11 protein-coding genes and 1 pseudogene are annotated in these 18628 nt (G+C 68.4%); 2 read left to right on the top strand and 10 right to left on the bottom strand.

Annotation, left to right across the window (positions count from 1 at the left end; translation table 11 throughout):
• Window positions 1-44: 44 nt before the first annotated feature.
• Window positions 45-686 (top strand): GntR family transcriptional regulator, encoded by a 642-nt coding sequence (locus OG562_RS41275; RefSeq protein WP_266407255.1) that lies wholly within the window; start codon window positions 45-47, stop codon window positions 684-686.
• 828 nt (window positions 687-1514) lie between these two features.
• Here the strand turns inward: OG562_RS41275 and OG562_RS41270 are convergent.
• From OG562_RS41270 to OG562_RS41225, 10 genes and pseudogenes are all read right to left on the bottom strand, one after another.
• Window positions 1515-1730: a DUF6243 family protein gene (locus OG562_RS41270; protein WP_266407253.1), complete on the bottom strand. Its 216-nt coding sequence runs from the start codon at window positions 1728-1730 to the stop codon at window positions 1515-1517.
• 458 nt (window positions 1731-2188) lie between these two features.
• Window positions 2189-2344, bottom strand: a pseudogene (locus OG562_RS41265) (phosphotransferase); the annotation flags it as partial.
• Between the two features lie 233 nt (window positions 2345-2577).
• Window positions 2578-5514 carry a discoidin domain-containing protein gene (locus OG562_RS41260; RefSeq protein WP_266407251.1) on the bottom strand — a complete coding sequence of 979 codons (2937 nt, stop codon included), beginning with the start codon at window positions 5512-5514 and terminating at the stop codon, window positions 2578-2580.
• Between the two features lie 110 nt (window positions 5515-5624).
• The gene (locus tag OG562_RS41255) at window positions 5625-7076 is read right to left on the bottom strand and encodes a GH32 C-terminal domain-containing protein (RefSeq protein ID WP_266407250.1); all 1452 of its coding nucleotides are present in this window, start codon (window positions 7074-7076) and stop codon (window positions 5625-5627) included.
• A gap of 100 nt (window positions 7077-7176) precedes the next feature.
• Window positions 7177-9396 (bottom strand): glycoside hydrolase family 3 N-terminal domain-containing protein, encoded by a 2220-nt coding sequence (locus OG562_RS41250; RefSeq protein WP_266409803.1) that lies wholly within the window; start codon window positions 9394-9396, stop codon window positions 7177-7179.
• A 142-nt stretch (window positions 9397-9538) separates the two neighbouring features.
• Window positions 9539-10426 carry a carbohydrate ABC transporter permease gene (locus OG562_RS41245; protein WP_266407248.1) on the bottom strand — a complete coding sequence of 296 codons (888 nt, stop codon included), beginning with the start codon at window positions 10424-10426 and terminating at the stop codon, window positions 9539-9541.
• 6 nt (window positions 10427-10432) lie between these two features.
• Window positions 10433-11410 (bottom strand): carbohydrate ABC transporter permease, encoded by a 978-nt coding sequence (locus OG562_RS41240; RefSeq protein ID WP_266407247.1) that lies wholly within the window; start codon window positions 11408-11410, stop codon window positions 10433-10435.
• A gap of 43 nt (window positions 11411-11453) precedes the next feature.
• Complete coding sequence (locus tag OG562_RS41235) at window positions 11454-12752, bottom strand: extracellular solute-binding protein (protein ID WP_266407245.1); 1299 nt, start codon at window positions 12750-12752, stop codon at window positions 11454-11456.
• Between the two features lie 489 nt (window positions 12753-13241).
• The gene (locus OG562_RS41230; protein WP_266407242.1) at window positions 13242-14249 is read right to left on the bottom strand and encodes a LacI family DNA-binding transcriptional regulator; all 1008 of its coding nucleotides are present in this window, start codon (window positions 14247-14249) and stop codon (window positions 13242-13244) included.
• A gap of 236 nt (window positions 14250-14485) precedes the next feature.
• Complete coding sequence (locus OG562_RS41225) at window positions 14486-15487, bottom strand: LacI family DNA-binding transcriptional regulator (protein ID WP_266407241.1); 1002 nt, start codon at window positions 15485-15487, stop codon at window positions 14486-14488.
• Window positions 15488-15833: 346 nt separating this feature from the next.
• On the opposite strand from OG562_RS41225, the gene OG562_RS41220 reads away from it, so the two are divergent.
• On the top strand, window positions 15834-18383 hold the full coding sequence (locus OG562_RS41220; RefSeq protein ID WP_266407240.1) for a glycoside hydrolase family 32 protein: 2550 nt from the start codon (window positions 15834-15836) through the stop codon (window positions 18381-18383).
• The last annotated feature ends 245 nt before the right edge of the window (window positions 18384-18628 follow it).

The raw sequence follows: 18628 nt of genomic DNA, 5'->3' as shown, positions 1-18628 counted from the left end.
TGTCACTTGACCGCCCTGTCTCTCGCCGCCTCCTAAGTGACGAGGTGTTCGACCGTCTTCGCGACTCCATCGTGCGGGGGGAACTCGTCCCCGGCGAGAAGGTCAGGGACGCCGAGCTCGCCGAGCGCCTCGGCCTCAGCCGCACCCCGGTGCGCGAGGCGCTCGCCCGGCTCGCCGACATCGGCCTGGTCGAGGCCAAGCCCGGCGTCTACACCCGCATCACGACGCTCAACCGCCGCGACGTGGAGAAGACCCTCGCCGTCCTGCGCTCCCTCGACCAACTCGCCGTCGAGACAGCCGTGCCGGTCATGACCGAGCAGGATTTTGAGCGCATGCGAGAGGCGAACCGCGACTTCGAACGGGCCGTCGCCGCCAACGACACCACCGCCGCACTCGCCGCTGACGACCGCTTCCACGCCATCCCCATCGCGACCGCGGACAATCCCGTGCTCAGCCGGATCGTCGAGCAGCTCCACCCGCAGATCCACCGCATCCTCTACCGCAAGTTCTCCACCCTGCTCGGCGGCCGCAACACCATCGAACACCACGACCAACTCATCACCGTCTGCGCCGGCGGTGACGCCCGCGCCGCCGCCGAGCTCTCCGGACAGCACTGGTCCGAGCTCGGCGGGCACATCAACCAGCTCTTCGACACCAACCAGTTCACCGAGGCGGCCGCCGGTTAGGACGCCACTCTCTGTGGCGACGGCCGGGCTCCATCCGGACTGCGCGAGGGGAGCGTCCCCGTAGAGGGGCGCGGCCCGGTGGACTGAACGGCCGGGGCGGCCTCCATCACCCTTTGCCGAGGCCCGGCCCGGTCACAGACACGGTGCAGGCGGCGGAGGCGAGATGTCCGGCGTCGGGGAGGCGGCGAGGTCGTCGTCGGCGCCCAGGACGGGGCCAAAGCCGGTTAGCGATTGCCGGCCGTCACCGGCTCGAAGGCCACCAGTCTGGCGCGTGCCGCCGTGACGGGGCTGCGGGTTGCCGCTTGACGGGTTGGTCGAGGGATTCGGCCGGGCGAAGCTCGCCACCGACCGCGGTACCGTCTCGATGTCCGTCGGGACTGCCCCGGCAGGACAATCGGGTGTTCCGCGTGCCCGCAACTCGTGAACAAAGCCACTCGTCGCCGGGGTGAGCGTGGACTGCCATGAGCGTCAGGGGCCGGTCAGTCATGACAGTCCTCCTGCAGAAATACGTGCGGGTTTCGTGGTCGTCCCACCGAGGTGTCCACCAGTGTTGTCCTGCGCCCGTGTCCACTTCCTCTGCCGCGGTGCCGCCCCTAGCTGCGGTGTCGCCCGGGCCGGGCACGGGGAACGTGCTGAGCTGTGGTGCAGCTCGGGGTGGTGGCGGTGACGGGGCTGCCGAATCTCCGGCTGCCCCGGGTGGTCAGCTGCACCGCCGGGTGGTCGGCCGAGGGCTGAGCGGGACCGGCCGCGCCCGGTACGGCAGCAGAGCCCAGATACGGCAGCAGGGCCCGGACCGCGCGTCGCGCGGTCCGGGCCCTGCCCCGTGCGTCAGCTCTGTGCGGTGTCGTCGCCCGCCTGCCCGGCGTCCTCAGCTGCGCCTGCCTTCTCTCGCATCTTGCGCACGAGCTCCGCCTTCTGGTCAGCTGCACCCTGGCGGTCGAGGTTGCGGTACGGACCGTTGTTCTGCCGTTCGGCGCGAGACAGCTTCTTGCGCTGGCCGCCGCCCATGCCCACGGGGTTGTTGATGTTCTTGCTCACGGTCAAGGGTTCTCCCGGTAATGAGGTGAAGTGATCTACGGATTCATCGGTGGGGGACGGGTGGCGACGTCGAAAGGCGTCAGCAGGGGCCCATCACGCTCTCACTCGTAAATCGGCGCCTGGAAGAACATGACAAAGACGTTACCCGGTTCCGTCGGCCCCGCACACCAATCTGTTCGCCGCCCCGGCGTCGGCCGGGCCTTCGGCGAGCGCCCGGGGTCAGCCGTTTCCTCGACCTGATCAACACCTTGGCCGTCACCGAGGCGCTTTCCGCCATCGGCGCCATCGCCGACCCCGTGGCCCGGGAGAAGGCCGCCCGCGACTTCCAGGGCGGCCTCACCGAGGCCATCGCCGAACCCCTGACGCAGGCCAAGGCCGTCCGGCAGCAGGCCGTGCCCGAACTGCGCCAGATCCTCACCCTCGCCAAGGTCGCCGAGAAGATCGGCCTGTCCGTCGTCGGCTGCGCCCTGGGGCAGCAGTTTCCAAGCGGCGGCGAGGTCAGTGGCCGGATCGCCGGCACACAGGTCACCGAAGTCGACGATGCCGGAGATCGTGCCGTCGGAGACGAGGGCGTTGGCGGGGTGAAGATCGGCGTGCAGCCAGACCGCTGGGCCTGTCCAGGGTTGCGCTCTGACGTATCTGTTGAGTGATCAGCACGTGCTGCGCCGTAAACGATGTACGGCCGCAGCTGGACCCGAGGCCAAGCTCGGCAGGCGGCCTCCACGGGCTGCCTGCCGAGAGCGATCGCACATTTGCCTCAGCCAGGGCCCGGGCACGAGGCACAGCTCCATCACACGTCCTGCACTACTTGGCAGCGTCTTGGCGCCGAACCACGACGGAGCTTCGCCTGAGGTCAGCCGTATACGTTGAATTCCGCGATTGACCACCAGTTACTCGCGACGTCGCCGGTGTTGACGACCTTGATGTAGCGAGCCGACTGCGTCGGGAAAGACACCAGCTGGACGCGTTGGCCGTCTGTTACGGGAGAAACCTTGGTCCAGTCGGTTCCGTCCGTGGACACGTATACGTCTGCGCTTCGCGCGTAGTCGCCGGTGCTGCTGCCGACATCCAGCACGATCTTGTCGAAGGTCTGCGTCTGCCCCATGTCGACTTGGATCCAGAGGCCGTTGTACTGCCCTGTTCCGGAGCTGTACCGAGTGCCGGAGTCGCCGTCCAGCATGTTTCCGGGCGCGTCGCCGGAACTCGCGTCCGATGCCGTTGCGACCCATCCCGTCCGGGGCAGCGCGGAGGCCAGATCCATGACGTCGAAGGAAGATCCACCCGCAGCGGCTCCGCTGGCTCCGTTCACGGAGATCGTGTGTTTCCCGGACGGAACTCCGTCCGGAACGTAAGCACTGATGCTGGTGTCCGACCAGCTGTCTATGCCGGCGATGGCCGATCCGAAATACACGGTGCCCAGCTCCTGCGTGTCACCGAAACCTGAACCGCTGATCGTGAACCTGGAGCGCGGCATGCCTTCGCTCGGCGTCAAACCGCTGAACGCGGGCGCCGGGAGGCTCGACAACTTCTTGGTCGTGAACATCGCCGACGTCCCGCTCGGGAGTTCATAGACATAGGAGCCGTCGTCGGACACCGGGAAACTCTGGCTCCTGGCGGTTCCGTTGAACACCACGGTGACGTGCGACCCTTCCGAGCTGGTCCAGGTCTTCAGCCGAAGGCCCTTCGACACCGCAGCCGGAGCCGCGATCGATCCGGTTCCACGCGGAGAACCGTACACATCGATTTCGGCGATGGACCACCAGAAGCCGGATGTCGCGGTACTGCCTACGCGGATGTACCGCGCCGTCTGGGCCGGTATCGTGACGGTCGCCTTTCCTATGCCGCCGCTGCCGCTCGCGATCGCGCCGCCCCAGTCGACACCGTCGTCCGAGACATACACCTGATATTTGGTGATGTAGTCGAACGAATTGTCCTTGCCGGTGTCGAGGACGATTTTGTTGAAGCTGGTGGAGCTGCCCAGATCGATCTGGAACCAGTCGCCGCTCGTCATCCCGTGCCCGAGGTTCCACCTGGTGTTGATATCGCCGTCGATCGCGCTCGCGGCCACACCCCAGTCCGCGCTCGCCGACGCCGTGGCGGTCCACTCGCCACGGCTCAGCGCCGCTCCCGTCGTCTGGACGGAAGCTCCGATCGGCAGGGAGTACGTGATCAGGTTGTTTCCGGCGCGGATGGTGTTCTGGTAGGGCAGTAGTGCCGGATCGTAGGTGATGGTGACCGGACCGGACGGCGAGGTGAACGTGAAGTCGTGCGTCGGGTCCGAGACCTTGGCCGCGGCGGGGGTCCTGCCGCTCTGCGTGAGCCCTGAGTAGGTGAAGGTGACGGCGTCGCCGGCGTTCAGGGTGTAGTCGAACGACTGTGTTCTGTCTGCGACGCTGAAGGTTTTCGCGGAACTCCCCGAGTTGTAGGCGATCAGGACCTTGGAGCCGTCCGGGTTCCGGAAGGCGACGTTCTCTATGCTTCCTTCCCCGAAGGTGTTCGAGTAGATCCGATGCGCTCCGGGCTTGACGAACCTGCTGGCGTGAGCGAGGGCGTGGTAGTCCACGTTGTAGGACACCTTGCCGCTGGCCGGATCAATCGTGACCAGTCCCCGGCACATGGGGATGCCGTCGGTGTCGCTGTTGAGCGGGCCCATGTCGGGGTCGAGTGCGATGTTCCAGAGCATCACGCCGTTCGCCCAGTTGCGCATGCTGTCGATGATCCACGTGCCCAGTGCGTCGTTGAACGCCGTCTGATTGTCGCCCTGCCAAAGACCTCCGGTGGCTTCCGTGAGATAGGCTTCCTTGCCCGGATAGTCGTTGTGGACCAGGGTCTGGTAACGCGGGTTTCCGCTGTAAATGTGCCATCCGGTTCCGGCGGCGTACTTCGAGGCCGCGGGATCGTTGAAAATCGTCTCGGGATACGAGGGCACATCCCAGTTGTGGTCCCACGCCAGAATCTTCGTGGATATCCCGTTGGCCTCGAACGCCTTGCCGATCGCCTGGATCACCTGGGATTCCTGGTAGGCGGACAGGAACATGCCCGGCCAGGTGGGCGTGCCCATCGGTTCATTTTGCGGTGAGACGTAGGAGATCGGTACGCCGGCCTTGCGGTAGGCCTGGATGAACTTGACGAAGTAGTCGGCCAGTTCGGCGGTGTACTCGCTCTTGAGGGTGCCTCCCACCATGGAATCGGAGGTCTTCATCCAGCCTGGCGGGCTCCACGGGGTGGCCAGGATCTTGATGGACGGGTTGAGCGAGAGAGCCTGCCGCAGGGCGGGAATGATGTACGGCGCGTCATGCTGGATGGAGAAGTGGGACAGCGCCGGATCCGTCTGCCCCGCCGGCATGTCGTCGTAGGAGTAGCTTCCCGAGGCGTTGAAGTCCGTGGCGCCCATCGGGGAGCGGACCATGCTGAGGCCGATGCCCCTGGAGGGGTCGAAAAGTTCTTGCATCAACTTGGTTCGACCGGCGCTGGGCAGCTTGTTGATGAGCCAGGCGGCGGAGTCGGTCATGGCCGCACCGAACCCCTGGACTCTTTGGTACTTGACGCTGTCGTCGATCTTGATCGTGAGCGGGTTGGCCGTGCGCTTCGTCGCAAAGCGCACGGGGCTTTGAGGAGCGACCCATTTCTCTGCCGAGACGTCTGTCAGCCAGACACGCACGGAGTTGCCGTGTGAGGCTTCCTCCCGCTGCGGGGCGGCGACGGCGTTTTCGGAAACCCGCGTCCAGGCGGCGGCGACGCCGATGGCGGTGGTGAGGAACTGGCGTCGTCCGAGACCGTACGAGCTCATCGAAGATCCTCCTTCGGACCTGTGTGTCGGGTGCTTGAAAGGCAGGTGCGGGGAGGGGAGCGGCTTGGAGTCGGCTCCAGGGCGACGCCGTCGGCGTCAGTGCCTGCCGACTACGCGGCGCCGGTGCTCGGCTCCTTGATCACGAGCGGGTGCAGCTGCCACACGTCGACCGCGAATCCGAAGCTCGCACCTGATGCGGTGCGGGCCTGCAGGCGCCAAGGTCCCTGCCCTGTCGGGTAGAAGCGCAGGGTGAGGACCTGGCCGGTGGTGGTCAGGAAGACCTCGGCGATGGAGTGATCGACGACCACGCGCAGATCGACGGGCCGACCCGTGGGGCAGGGCATCCGGTAGGAGCCGCCGCGGGCCCGGGTATCCAGCGAGGCGTGCTCGCGGTCGACGACCAGTTCGCCCGCCTCGGCATCGAGGCGGATGTCGAGGTATTCCGAGCCGTCCGGATCGGTGAGCAGGCGCAGAGCGGCGTCTGCGGTGGGCTGCAGGCGGGCCGTCAGGTCGAAGGCCCGGCCCACGTCGCCGAAGTCCACCGGCTGCGGGCCGTGTGTCTCGCCTCGGGCGTGGACGGTGTGTTCGCCGCGCAGGGCGAGCAGTTCGGTGGCGGGCTGCTGGCGCAGCCTGTTGTCGTCGCCGACGTGGATCTCGCGGGGCAAGGTGAGGACGCCGGCCCATCCGTCCGAGACGGTCCAGGCTTGGTCGCGGGCTTCCCATGACCAGCCCCACAGCAGCCATCGGCCGCCAGGTGCACGCAGGAGGGCGGGTGCGTAGAAGTCGGGGCCGTGGTCCGCCCACACCGGTGGGCCGGCCTTGAAGTGGCCGTCGTGCTCTTCGCCGGTCAGGGCTGCGACGCGCTGCGGGCCGGTGTGGTAATTCCAGGTGCTGAAGATGAGCGCACCGCGTCCGTCGGCCGCCGGGAGGTACTGGGGGCATTCCCAGCCCTCGCCGGTGAGCTGCTCGGCGCCGCCGATGGGCTCCGGGTGGCGGGTGGCGAAGGGGCCTCGGTAGGTCCAGTTCTCCAGGTCGGGTGAGTCGTAGAGGAGGGCGGCGGCGCGGCCGTCCGCGAGGGCGGCGCCGACCAGCATCCGCCAGCCGTCGCCGTCCCGCCAGGCGTACGGGTCGCGGTACATGGTGCAGCCCTCGGGCAGCTCGGGGATGAGTAGTTCGCCCCGCGGGCGGAAGGTCCGGCCGCCGTCGTGGGAGACGGCGGAGGTGACCGGCTGGTGCTGGAACGAGCGGTCCTCGCGGTGTGCGGAGTAGAAGGCGACGAGCCGGTCGCCGTCGGAGACGGCGTTGCCGGAGAAGCAGCCATCGGCGTCCACGCCACCGGGCGTCGGGGACAGCGCGGTCGGCAGCGGCTCCCAGCTCAGCAGGTCGGGGCTGCGGAAGTGGCCCCAGTGCATGTTCGCGTGGGTCGCTCCGTACGGGTTGTACTGGTAGCAGAGGTGGTAGTGGCCGTCATGGAAGACCAGCCCGTTGGGGTCGTTGATCCAGTTGCGGGGCGGGCGCAGGTGCGCCACGGGGTGGTGCGGATCGCGGGGTGTGGTGGACACACGCGTGCCTTTCGTATGTCAGCGGGGCCCGCCCCGCCGGCCCTCGAGTTGGCGGGGCGGCGGGCTGACGAGGCGGGGTCTGCAAGCCTGTAAGCGGTCTTCAGGTCCGGATGCGGAAGCCCGCGCTCAGCTGCTGTTCCCGACGTGAGCTGGGGCCGACGCGAAGCGCGAACTCACCTGGTTCGACCACGCGGCGGTTGTCGGCCGTGACGAGTGAGCACTGCGAGGCGGGGATGCTCAGGCGGACGTCCCGGCTTTCGCCGGGACGGACTTCGACCTGGGTGAAACCCTTCAGCTCCTGCTCGGCCCACGTGACGCTGGTGGTCAGGTCGCTGACGTACGCCTGGACCGTTTCCAGGGCCGGACGGCTTCCGCTGTTGGTGAGCCGTACCGTGGCGGTGACGGTGCCGTCCGCGGACACGTCGTGGTCGTGCACGACAAGGTCGGAGTAGGTGACGGTGGTGTAGCTCAGGCCCTCACCGAATGCGAACAGGGGGTCCTGGGTCAGATCGGCGTAGCGGTCGCCATGCTGGCCGCGCACCTGGTTGTAGAAGACGGGTTGCTGTCCGACGTGGCGTGCGAAGGAGACCGGGAGCCGGCCGCTGGGTTCGACGAGTCCGAGGAGGAGTTCGGCGATGGCGCGGCCGCCGCGCATGCCCGGGTTGAACGCCTCGATGAGTGCTGGAGCGTTCAGTGCCGAGTCGGGGAGGGTGCTCGGCTTGGACTGGGCGAGTACGACGATCATGGGTGTGCCGGTGGCGGCGACCGCGTCCAGCAGAGCGATCTGGCCTCCCTGGAGGTCGAGGGTGGCCGTGGAGCGCACCTCGCCCGTCAGGGCGATGGTGTCCCCGACGACCACTACGGCGTAGTCGGCGGCCTCTGCCGCGGCGGTGGCCTCCCGAAGCTGTGCCTCGTCGACCGGGGCGGGGATGAAGGCGGGCGGCTGCGGCTGGCCGTCGGGCCCGGCGACCCACTGGTCGGGGTCGAAGGCGGGGCTTTCGATGTCGGCTCCGCGGGCGTGTGTGACGGTCCAGTCGGCGGGGACGACGGCGCGAAGGCCGTCCAGCACCGTCTCCACCAGTTCGCGTGGATGTCCTTCGGGCATCCACGGCACCTGGCCGGTGGCACCCGCCCAGTCGCCGAGCATGGCCTCCGGGCTGTCGGCGTTGGGGCCGATGACCGCGATCGTGCGTGGCGTGCCCTGGCCTGTGGCGCGGCCGGTTCCGTCCGCGGTCAGCCCGCCGTCGAGGGGCAGGATCCCCTCGTTGCGCAGCAGTACGAGGGAACGTCGGGCGGTCTCGAGGTTGAGGTCGGCGTGCTCGCGGCAGCCGATCACCTGCGCCTGCCGCTCGGGGTCGGGGGCGCGGGGGTCCTCGAAGAGCCCGAGCTGGAACTTCAGCCGCAGCACCCGCCGTACCGCGTCATCGATCTGCTTCTCGTCGACCAGGCCGCGGGCGACCGCCTCCTGGGCGCCCTCGAAGAACGCGGGCGTGGCCATGATCAGATCGTTTCCGGAGTTGACGGCGACCGCCGCCGCCTCGGCGTAGTCGGCGCAGGTCCGCTGGTCGTAGACCATCCGGCCGACGTTGTCCCAGTCGGTCACCAGCGTGCCGGTGAAGCCCCACTCGCCCTTGAGTACCTCGTTGATCAGCCACTCGTTCGCGGTGATGGGCACACCGTCGATCGACTGGTAGCCCAGCATGAAGCCGCGACAGCCGGCCCGGGCCGCCTGCTCGAACGGGGGCAGGAACCACGAGCGCAGCTTGCGGGGGCTGAGATCCGCTTCGCTGGCGTCACGTCCGCCCAGGGTCTCGGAGTAGCCCGCGAAGTGCTTGGCGTACGCCAGCACGGCGGTCGGATCGCCGAGGCCCTCCCCCTGGTAGCCGCGCACCATCGCCGCCCCCAGTTCGCCGATCAGGAACGGGTCCTCGCCGAACGTCTCGTTGATCCGGCCCCAGCGCAGGTCCCGGGTGATGCACAGCACCGGGGAGAACGTCCCGTGGATGCCGGTCGTCGCGATTTCGGTCGCGGACGCCCGGGCGACCCGGTGGACCAGAGAGGGATCCCAGGTGCAGGCCATGCCCAGCTGTGTCGGGAAGATGGTCGCGCCCGGCCAGAACGAGTGGCCGTGGATGCAGTCGTCGGCTGTCAGCAGCGGAATACCGAGCCGTGTCCGCTGGGCCCGTTCCATGGCCTCCAGCATCCGCGCGGGAGTCACATGCAGGACCGACCCGGCCAGCTTGGCCGACACGATGTCCTCGAGGTCCCCGTGTTGGGCGTCGAGCATCAGCAACTGCCCGACCTTCTCCTGCAAGGTCATCCGGGACAGCAGGTCCTCGGTTCTCGTTTCCACGGACGCGTCCGGATCCAGGTACACAGCAGAGCGGACCGGGTGTCCCACTATGTTCTCCAAGTCATGAGTCGTCACAGGTCAGAGAGGTGACGGGGGTAGGCGAGGGAGGTCACTTCAGGCCGGTGGTGGCGATGCCGGCGACGAAGTGGCGCTGGAAGAGCAGGAAGACGACCATCACGGGGAGCAGGACGACGACGGCGCCGGCGAGGAGGACGCCGAAGCGGGTGAAGTCCTGTCCGCTGCTGGCCAGGGCGAGGCCGACGGGAAGGGTGTACTGGTCCTCGTTCTGGGCCACGACCAGCGGCCACAGGAAGTTGTTCCAGGAGCCCAGGAAGGTGATGATCCCCAACGTGGCCAGGGCCGGCCTGGTCAGAGGCAGGATGATCTTCCAGTAGATGGCCAGTTCACGGCAGCCGTCGACGCGGGCGGCATCGATGAGTTCGTCGGGCAGGGTGGAGATGAACTGCCGCATCAGGAACACCCCGAACGGGGCCGCCAGGAACGGCAGAATCAGCCCGAGCAGCGAGCCGGTCAGCTTCATGTTGGCCACCAGCACGTACAGGGGTACGAAGGTGACCAGGCCCGGCACCATCAGGGTGCCGATGACCAGGCTGAACACGGCACGTCGCCCGCGGAAGTCCAGCTTGGCCAGGGCGTAGCCGAGCATGGAGCAGAACAGCAGGTTGCCTGCCGTCACGGCCAGGGCCACGATCACCGAGTTGGCGAACATGGTGGTGAAGTCCAGGCTGCTGAACAGCTGCCGGTAGCTGGCCAGGGTGGGCGCGGTGGGGACCAGGACCGGCGGCACCTTGCGGATGTCCGCCTCGGGCTTGAAGGAGCCGGAGAGCATCCACAGAAACGGCGCGACCATCAGCAGCAGGCAGCCGAACAGCGGCAGATACAGCCAGGGATGGCCCCATTTCTGCCGGATGCGACGCCGCCGCAGAGTCCGGTCCGTGCCCGGCCCGGCCGTCCGGAGGGCGGAGAGAGTGCTCATGGGGCATCAGTCCTTGTCTCGCAGCACGCGGAACTGCAGCACGGTCAGCGCGATGATGAGGACGAAGACGACGTAACCGGCGGCCGACGCAACGTCGTAGTTGCCGTTGCCGAACTGGTTGTAGGCGTACATCGTGGCGGACAGAGTGGAGTCCAGCGGTCCGCCGTCGGTCATCACGAACGGCTCGTCGAAGAACTGCAGATAGCCGATACCGGTCGTGACCGCGGTCAGCAGCAGGGCCGGACGCAGGAGCGGGAAGGTGACCCGCCAGAACCGCTGCCAGGCCCCGGCGCCGTCGAGCTCGGCCGCCTCCATCAGGGACTGCGGCACGGACTGCAGACCCGCCAGCATGATGATCATCACGGTGCCGAGGTTGCGCCACACGGCCATCACGATCATGACGGGGAGAGCGAACCGGGTGTCCGCCAGCCAGGCCGGACCGTCGATCCCGAACCATCCCAGAACCGTGTTCACCAGCCCCGCCTGCGGCTCCAGCAGCGTTTTCCACACCACCGCGACGGCCACGACGCTGGTGATCACCGGGAGGTAGAAGCCGACCCGGAAGACGGCCCGGAAGCGGCCGATGCCGCTGTTGAGGGCGACCGCTGCGGCGAGTCCGGTGGCCAGCGTCAGCGGCAGACCGACCAGGACGAACACGGCCGTGTTGCGCAGAGCATGAACGAACTGCTCGTCCTCAAACAGCCGTACATAGTTGTCGAAGCCGGTGAACGACACGTTCAACGGGGTCCGCAGGTCGGCGCTCTGTGTGTCGGTCAGGCTCATCAGCAGCGACCAGACGACCGGCAGCAGCATGAACGCCAGGAACAGGGCGAGGAAGGGAGCCGCGAGGATCCACGCGGCCCGCGTCTGCCTGCCGCGCGCGGTGCTGCGGAGGGCGAGTCGCCGACGGCCGGCGCCCCTCTCGGGCCGTGCGGTGCCCGGTTCGTGGGTGTCGCCCCGCCCGGGGAGTGTTTTCGTGGACATGGATGTCATCCGTCCCTACGAGGGGTGCTCACGTGGCGGCCGTTCAGCGGCCTGTGCCGATGCTGGTGGCCTTGGACTGCAGGTCCTTCTGCGCCTGGGCGACGGTGGCCTTGCCGAGGCTCAGCTTCTCCAGTTCGGAGTCGACGGCGTCGGCGACCTGCTGCCAGGTGGTGATGGCGGGCGGCGCCTTGCTGACCTTCAGCTGCTCGGCGAACGCCTGCATCGCCTCGTCGTCGCTCAGCTTCGCTGCGTCCCACGCCCCCGGCGTGGCGGGAAGGGAGCCCGTTGCCTTCGCGTAGGCGGCGAGGTTGGCGGGTTCGGTGAGGAACTTGGCGAACTTCCATGCCGCGTCGGAGTTCTTGGCCTCCTTGAACACCGCCAGGTCGCTGCCGCCGGCGAACCCGGCCGCCTGCTTGCCCTTCGGCAGCGGCATGGTCTTCCACTTGCTGTCCAGCTTCGGGGCGTCTTTGCGGAGGCTGCCGCTGACCCACGCGCCGTCCTTGTAAACGGCGATCTGTCCGTCCTGGAAAGCCTGCAGGCTGTCCGTCTTGTCCGTGGGCGCCAAGCCCTCCTTCGGGACGCTCGCGTAGTACTCCAGCGCCTTGGCGACCGCCGGCGAGTCGAAGGTGAACTTCTTGGTGCTCGGGTCGTAGATGTCGCCGTCCTGCTGCCAGACCAGCGGCAGCAGGAAGATCCAGGAGTTGAAGCCGATCTGCCACCCGCTGGCGTAGCGCAGCTTCGGGTTCTGTTTGCCCGCGGTGGCCTGGATGGCCTTCAGATCCTTCAGGTAACCGGCCCAGTCACTTGCCGGGGCGCCCTTGATACCGGCCTTCGCAGCGAGGTCGCTGCGGTAGTAGACCGCCTGGGTGTCGGCGATGAACGGGACGCCGTAGGAGGTGTCCTTGTACTTCGTGGTGTCCCACTGACCCGGGTAGAAGTCCGACGACTTGATCGACGTCGGGGTGGCCTGGAAGCCGTTCATGCCAGCCATCTCGGCCATCCAGGTGGTGCCGATCACGGACATGTCGGGTGTGTTGCCGCCGGCGATGGCGGTGGTCAGCTTGTCGTGGGCGGAGGCCCAGGGCACCGGGGTGATCTGGACCTTCACGCCGGGGTTCTGCTCCTCGAACTTCTTGGCCAGGCTCTGGAGGGACGTATCGGGATCGCCCATGGACCACATGACGACCTTGCCGGTGGCCTTGCCGCTGCCCAGCTTCGCGGGGGCGTCCGTGCCGGGCCCGGAGTCGGCGCTGCGGCCGCAGCCGGTCGCCACCAGGGCTGCCGTGACGGTGACGCACAGGACCTGGATTGTTCTGACAGTGTGACGAGTAGGGGTACGCATAGTGCGGCTCCTTGCCATTGAGCGAAACAGGCGCGGGGGGCGGCGAAGAGGAAGAGTGGCAGCGGGCGGGCGTCCGGATGGGCCGGCTCGTGAAGTGGAGACCGCCCGCGGTGGCATGGCATCGACGGTCAGCCGCAGGTCGCGGCTGGAGCGTCCGTCCCGGAGCGGTAGCGGCCGGGCGGGGGGCCAGGCGTGTCGCTCGGCGTGCCGGGTCGGGGAGGTGCAGACGGAAAGGGCACCTCGGCGGTGACGCGTGAACATGGTTGCGCATGCAGGGTGGTGAGGCCGGCCGAAAGACGAACGGGCCCATCAGGCCGGTACGTGCACCGGCTTCAGGTTGAGCTGGACGGCCCACCGGCCTGCGCGAGGTCCGGTGGGGTCAGTTCCGTTTCGGGATGGGTCCGTCTCCGCCTGCGGGGCTGGGCAGGAGCGGCGGAGACGGACGGTTCGATGGGACGCCGACGCCGTACGCGTCGCGATGACATGGCGTCAGTTCGGGCTCGGCCGTAACGTCGAGCCGCGGACCACGAGACTGGTGGGAATGACGCACGACGGGGCCGCCTTCGGCACTCCGCGCACGTGGTCCAGCAGCAGACGCGCCGCCGCCGCACCCATCTCCCGCATGGGCTGGCGGATGGTGGTCAGTGCCGGATAGGTGTACGAGGCCATCTCGACGTCGTCGAAGCCCACCACGGCGACATCCTGCGGAACCCACAGACCGGCCTCGTGCAGGGCGGTGAGCACGCCGGCCGCCGAGGGGTCGTTGTGTGCGAAGACCGAGTCGAACTCCAGGCCGTCCGCGAGAGCGCCTGCGATCGCGCTCCGGCAGCGTTCGAACTGGAAGTCGCCGCAGATGATGCTGCGTTGGTCGATCTCGATCCCGGCTTCCGCATAGACATCGACGAAGCCGCCCAGCCGTTCCCGGGTACAGCCGAACGCATAGGGGCCGGTCACCACCAGAGGGCGACGGCGCCCGATTTCCAGGAGGTGCCGCGCCGCCTGCGCACCCCCCTCCCGGTTGGTGGTGGCCACGTAGGGGAACCCCGGCCGCTGGAAGCGGTCGTCTATCAGCACGACCGGCAGCCCTGCTTCGTGCAGTTCCGTGATGTAGCCCATGGCGCCCTCGGGCTCTATCACCAGCAGACCGTCGAACGACTTGGCAGCGACCTGCAGACCCAGGCGGCGCAGTGACTCCTCACCGTGGTTCCAGGTCAGCATGCGCAGTCCGAAGCCCTCGGTCTCCAGCGTCTCGATGACCGCCTGCACGATGCCTGACCAGGCCCAGGCCAGGTCAGGGACCAGCATGCCGATCATCTGTGTCGTGCCCCGGGCGAGGCCGACCGCACCGGCGCTCGGCACATAGCCGAGCTCCGAGATCGCCTTGCGGACCTTCAGAACGGTGTTCTCGTTGATCTCGCCCTTGCTGTTCAGCACGCGTGAGACCGTCGTCTTGCTGACGCCGGCCCGGGCGGCCACGTCGGCGATGGTGACTCCCATGCCACCTCCTCTCCTCCATGCAGCGGCGGGAATGTCCTCCCGCACCGAAGGGCCGATCGTACAGAGACTCGCGGAACCGATACCGGGAGCGGTTCCGGAACCGGTTTCGGTACCGGTTCCGGCAGTGAAGCACCGAGCGGCTCAGCCCGTCAACACATCGGAATCAACTCGTTTACAGAGAATTTCCAAGCCTCGGACACCCCGCCGGTACCGGGACCCCGTGCCGGAGACGGTCGTCAGCGGTCCTCTGCGGCGGGGATTTCGCCGGAGCCGCGGGCGAGGTAGCGGGTGGGCAGCACGCGGTGGCGGGCGGGGCCGCGCTCGCCGTCGAGACGGTCGAACAGCAGGCCGGCGGCCTCCCGGCCGATCGCGGCGTGATCCTGGGCGATCACCGAGATGCCGGGTTCGAGGAGACCGGCCAGAGGCAGGTCGTCGAAGCCGATCAGCGCCACCCGGTGCTGCAGGCGGAGCTCCTGCAGGGCCATGCGGGCCCCGACGGTCAGGAGATTCTGGCTGGAGATGAGCGCGGTGGGCACATGAGCGAGGGCCAGGAGTTCTCGGGTCGCTTCCTGGGCGGCCTCCGCACCGTGCAGGCCACGCCTCACAAGGGAGCGGTGCAGGACGCACCCCGCCTCCGCCAGCCCCTTCACGAACCCTGCGTAACGCTCCTCGGCCGTCCAGATGGTGCGGAGGTCTCCGAGGAAGGCGATGCGCCGGTGACCTGCCGCGTGCAGCCTTTTCACCGCCGCCCGCAGGCCCGCGCGGTTGTCCACCGTCACGGCGTCCACCTGCGGCGCTGTGGTGGGGCGGTCCACGCAGACGACGGGTGTGCCGGCGCGGCGGGCCGCGTCGAGGTCGGCGTCGGCCTGTCCGGTGGGTACCACGATGAGGCCGTCGACCCGGCGGCCGGTGAAGGTCTTGAGCAGGCCGCGTTCGCGGACCGGGTCCTCGTCGGTGGACCCGGCCAGGACCAGCACGCCGCGCTCGGTGGCGGCGTCCTCCACCGCGCGGTGCAGCGCGGCGGAGAAGGGGTTGGCCGCGTCCTCCAGGACCAGGCCGAGGGTGCTGGTGCGGCGGTCGGCCCGGCGCAGGCTGCTGGCCGTCAGATCGAGGCGGTAGCCGAGCGACTCGGCCGCGCGCGTCACTCGTTCCGCCAGGTCAGGAGTGACGGGCTTGCCGTTGACGACCCGGGAGACGGTGGCGAGCCCCACCCCGGCGGCGGTCGCGACGTCGCGCATGGTCGCCGCTCGTCGGCCTGTGCCGTTCTGCTGGCTGGGCAACGTTTCCCCCTGTGGTCGATGGCACCGTGCAGCCGTCCTCATCCTCGCATTCGGGAGTTTTCCTGCGCAGGGTCTGGACTTCGGCGACATGGGCCCCTACGTTCGGCGAAACGTTTCCAGACCTGACTGGAACGGCTGGCACCGTGCCGTCATGCCGTCCCGACAGGCAGGCAGGCCCCGCCCATGGCCTCGGACGGGACCACGGCGGAGCCGCTGCCCGTACCCGACACGCCTCAAGCGTCACTTGTCACGCGCCAGTCCCCGTACGGCTGGACCGAAGCCCGCATGCCTGCAAGGAGCCGCCATGTCCAGAACGACTCGTCCGCGCCGCAGACTCCTCGCCGCGCTGGCCGTCCTGTCCGGGCTCGGCCTGGTCGCCGCCTCCCCGGCCATGGCCGACACCCTCTACCACGAGCAGTACCGGCCCCAGTTCCACTTCACCCCGGCCCAGAACTGGATGAACGACCCCAACGGACTGATCTACTACAAGGGCCAGTGGCACCTGTTCTTCCAGTACAACCCGGACGGCAACACCTGGGGCAACATGTCCTGGGGCCACGCCGTCAGCACCGACCTGGTCCACTGGAAGCAGCTCCCGGTGGCCATCCCCCAGGACGACCAGGAAATGATCTTCTCCGGCAGTGTGGTGCTGGACAAGAACAACACCACCGGCTTCGGCACCAAGCAGAACCCGCCGCTGGTCGCCATCTACACCAGCGCGCAGAAGGCCACCGGCAAGCAGGAGCAGGCCCTCGCCTACAGCACCGACGGCGGCACCACCTGGATGAAGTACTCGGGCAACCCGGTCCTCGACATCGGCTCGACCAACTTCCGCGACCCCAAGGTCTTCTGGTACGCCCCCACCAAGAGCTGGCTGATGGCGGTCGCCCTCGCCGACCAACACAAGATCTCCTTCTACAGCTCTCCCGACCTCAAGCACTGGACGCACCAGAGCGACTTCGGCCCGGCCGGCGCCACCGGCGGGGTGTGGGAGTGCCCGGACCTGTTCCCGCTGCCCGTGGACGGCAACCCGAAGAAGACCAAATGGGTGCTGGCGGTCAACCTCAACCCCGGCGGCATCGCGGGCGGTTCCGGCGCCCAGTACTTCGTCGGCGACTTCGACGGCGAGAAGTTCACCTCCGACGACAACGACAGCTACACCCCGCCGAGCGGCACCGTCGTGCAGGACTTCGAGTCCGGCTCGTTCGGCGACTGGACGGCCACCGGTAACGCGTTCGGCAGCGCACCGGCGACCGGGCCGGTGGACGGCCAGCAGACCGTCACCGGCTTCGAGGGCAAAGCCTTCGCCAACAGCTTCCACGGCGGCGATGCCTCCACCGGCACGCTCACCTCGCCCGCGTTCATCGTGACCAGCGCTTACATCAACTTCAAGGTCGGCGGCGGCACCCACCCCTACCAACCCGGCTCCGCCCTGGGCGACCAGCCGGCACCCACCGGTGAAACCCTCGCCGACTTCGAGGGCAGCACCTACACCAGCCCCATCGGCGACTGGACCACCACCGGCGACGCCTTCGGCCCCGGACCGGCCCAGGGCGCCCTCCCCGGCCAGCAGCAGGTCTCCGGCTACCTCGGCAAGGGGCTCGCCAACACCTTCCTCAACGGCGACGCGAGCACCGGCACGCTGACCTCGCCGACCTTCACCATCGACAAGAAGTACCTGAACTTCCTCATCGGCGGCGGCTATCACCCGGCGAGCTCCGACGCGCCCACCGCGGTGGAGCTCATCGTGGACGGCAAGGTGGTGCGCTCCGCCACCGGATCCAACGGCGAGGCCCTGAACTGGGCCTCCTGGGACCTGTCCGACCTGCAGGGCAAGCAGGCCCAGATCAAGGTCGTGGACGACAACACAGGCGGCTGGGGCCACCTCAACCTCGACCAGGTCGTCCTCTCCGACACCCAGGCGAAGCCCGCCTCCGTCGAGACCGGCGTCAACCTGCTGGTCGACGGCAAGGTCGTCCAGAGTGCCACCGGCGCCGACTCCGAGAACCTTGACTGGGCGTCGTTCAACACCAGCTCCTACAAGGGCGAGAAGGTCCAGCTCCAGATCGTGGACGCCAACTCCAGCGGCTGGGGACACGTCCTCGCCGATCAGTTCACCGCCGCCGACGAGCCGGCCCTGTCCACCACCCGGCGCGCCCACTGGCTCGACTATGGCGCCGACTTCTACGCCGCCAACACGTGGACCGACGCACCCGGCGGCCGCCGCATCATGACCGCCTGGATGAACAACTGGAATTACGGGCAGGCCATCCCCACCAGCCCGTGGCGCAGCGCCGACACCTTCCCCCGCCAGCTCTCCCTGAAGACCGTGAACAGCAGGGTCCAGCTGATCCAGCAGCCGGTCCGCGAACTGGCCGGCCTGCGCGGCGACGGCACCCAGGCGCCCAGCACCCGCGTCACGAACACCACCACCCCGCTCGCCGTACACGGCAGCGCCCTGGAACTCCAGGCCGACCTCACCCCGGGCACCGCCGACCGCTCCGGCCTGGACGTCCGCACCGGCGTCGGGCAGCGCACCCGCATCGGCTACGACACCACCACCGGCGAGGTCTACATCGACCGCACCGCCTCCGGCGCGACCGACTTCGACCCCACCTTCGGCGGCGTCCAGCGCGCCCCCCTCGAACTCCACGGCGGCCGACTGAGTCTGCACGTCCTCGTCGACGCCTCCTCCGTCGAGGTCTACGCCCAGAACACCCGCGGCGAACAGGTCACCCTCACCGACCAGATCTTCCCCGACCCCTCCAGCACCGGCATCGACGCCTTCGCCGAAGACGGCACCGCCACCCTCAACCACATGCAGTCGTGGCAGCTGAAGTCCATCTGGCCGTGACGAGCCCTCAGGTCCGTGCGCCGGACGGCCAGGCACGGCTTCCGGCGCGCGGATACCGGCAAGGGACCACGGCCTGGAACTCGGCAACCGATCGCGTCGACATCCTCGCCAACGCCCAGTCCAGGCGGGCGAAGGCCTACGTAGGGGAGCGCAACGCAACGCTCGGACCCTGGCGTGGCGAGGCGGCTGTGCGTGACTTCCTGCACCCGACTCGCACAGACCTGGGATCGCCCCCGAGCGGGCCC

The organism is Streptomyces sp. NBC_01275 (assembly GCF_026340655.1).
In the GTDB taxonomy this organism is placed as follows: domain Bacteria; phylum Actinomycetota; class Actinomycetes; order Streptomycetales; family Streptomycetaceae; genus Streptomyces.
Note: the sequence above shows the minus strand (reverse complement) of the source record. Positions and strands in the feature narration are given on the sequence as shown.

Bases quoted from the DNA above. Each gene is read 5' to 3' on its own strand.
- OG562_RS41260 (WP_266407251.1), bottom strand. From the start codon at position 5,514: ATGAGCTCGTACGGTCTCGGACGACGCCAGTTCCTCACCACCGCCATC.
- OG562_RS41250 (WP_266409803.1), bottom strand. From the start codon at position 9,396: ATGACCTTGCAGGAGAAGGTCGGGCAGTTGCTGATGCTCGACGCCCAA.
- OG562_RS41245 (WP_266407248.1), bottom strand. From the start codon at position 10,426: ATGAGCACTCTCTCCGCCCTCCGGACGGCCGGGCCGGGCACGGACCGG.
- OG562_RS41240 (WP_266407247.1), bottom strand. From the start codon at position 11,410: ATGTCCACGAAAACACTCCCCGGGCGGGGCGACACCCACGAACCGGGC.
- OG562_RS41235 (WP_266407245.1), bottom strand. From the start codon at position 12,752: ATGCGTACCCCTACTCGTCACACTGTCAGAACAATCCAGGTCCTGTGC.
- OG562_RS41230 (WP_266407242.1), bottom strand. From the start codon at position 14,249: ATGGGAGTCACCATCGCCGACGTGGCCGCCCGGGCCGGCGTCAGCAAG.
- OG562_RS41225 (WP_266407241.1), bottom strand. From the start codon at position 15,487: ATGCGCGACGTCGCGACCGCCGCCGGGGTGGGGCTCGCCACCGTCTCC.
- OG562_RS41220 (WP_266407240.1), top strand. From the start codon at position 15,834: ATGTCCAGAACGACTCGTCCGCGCCGCAGACTCCTCGCCGCGCTGGCC.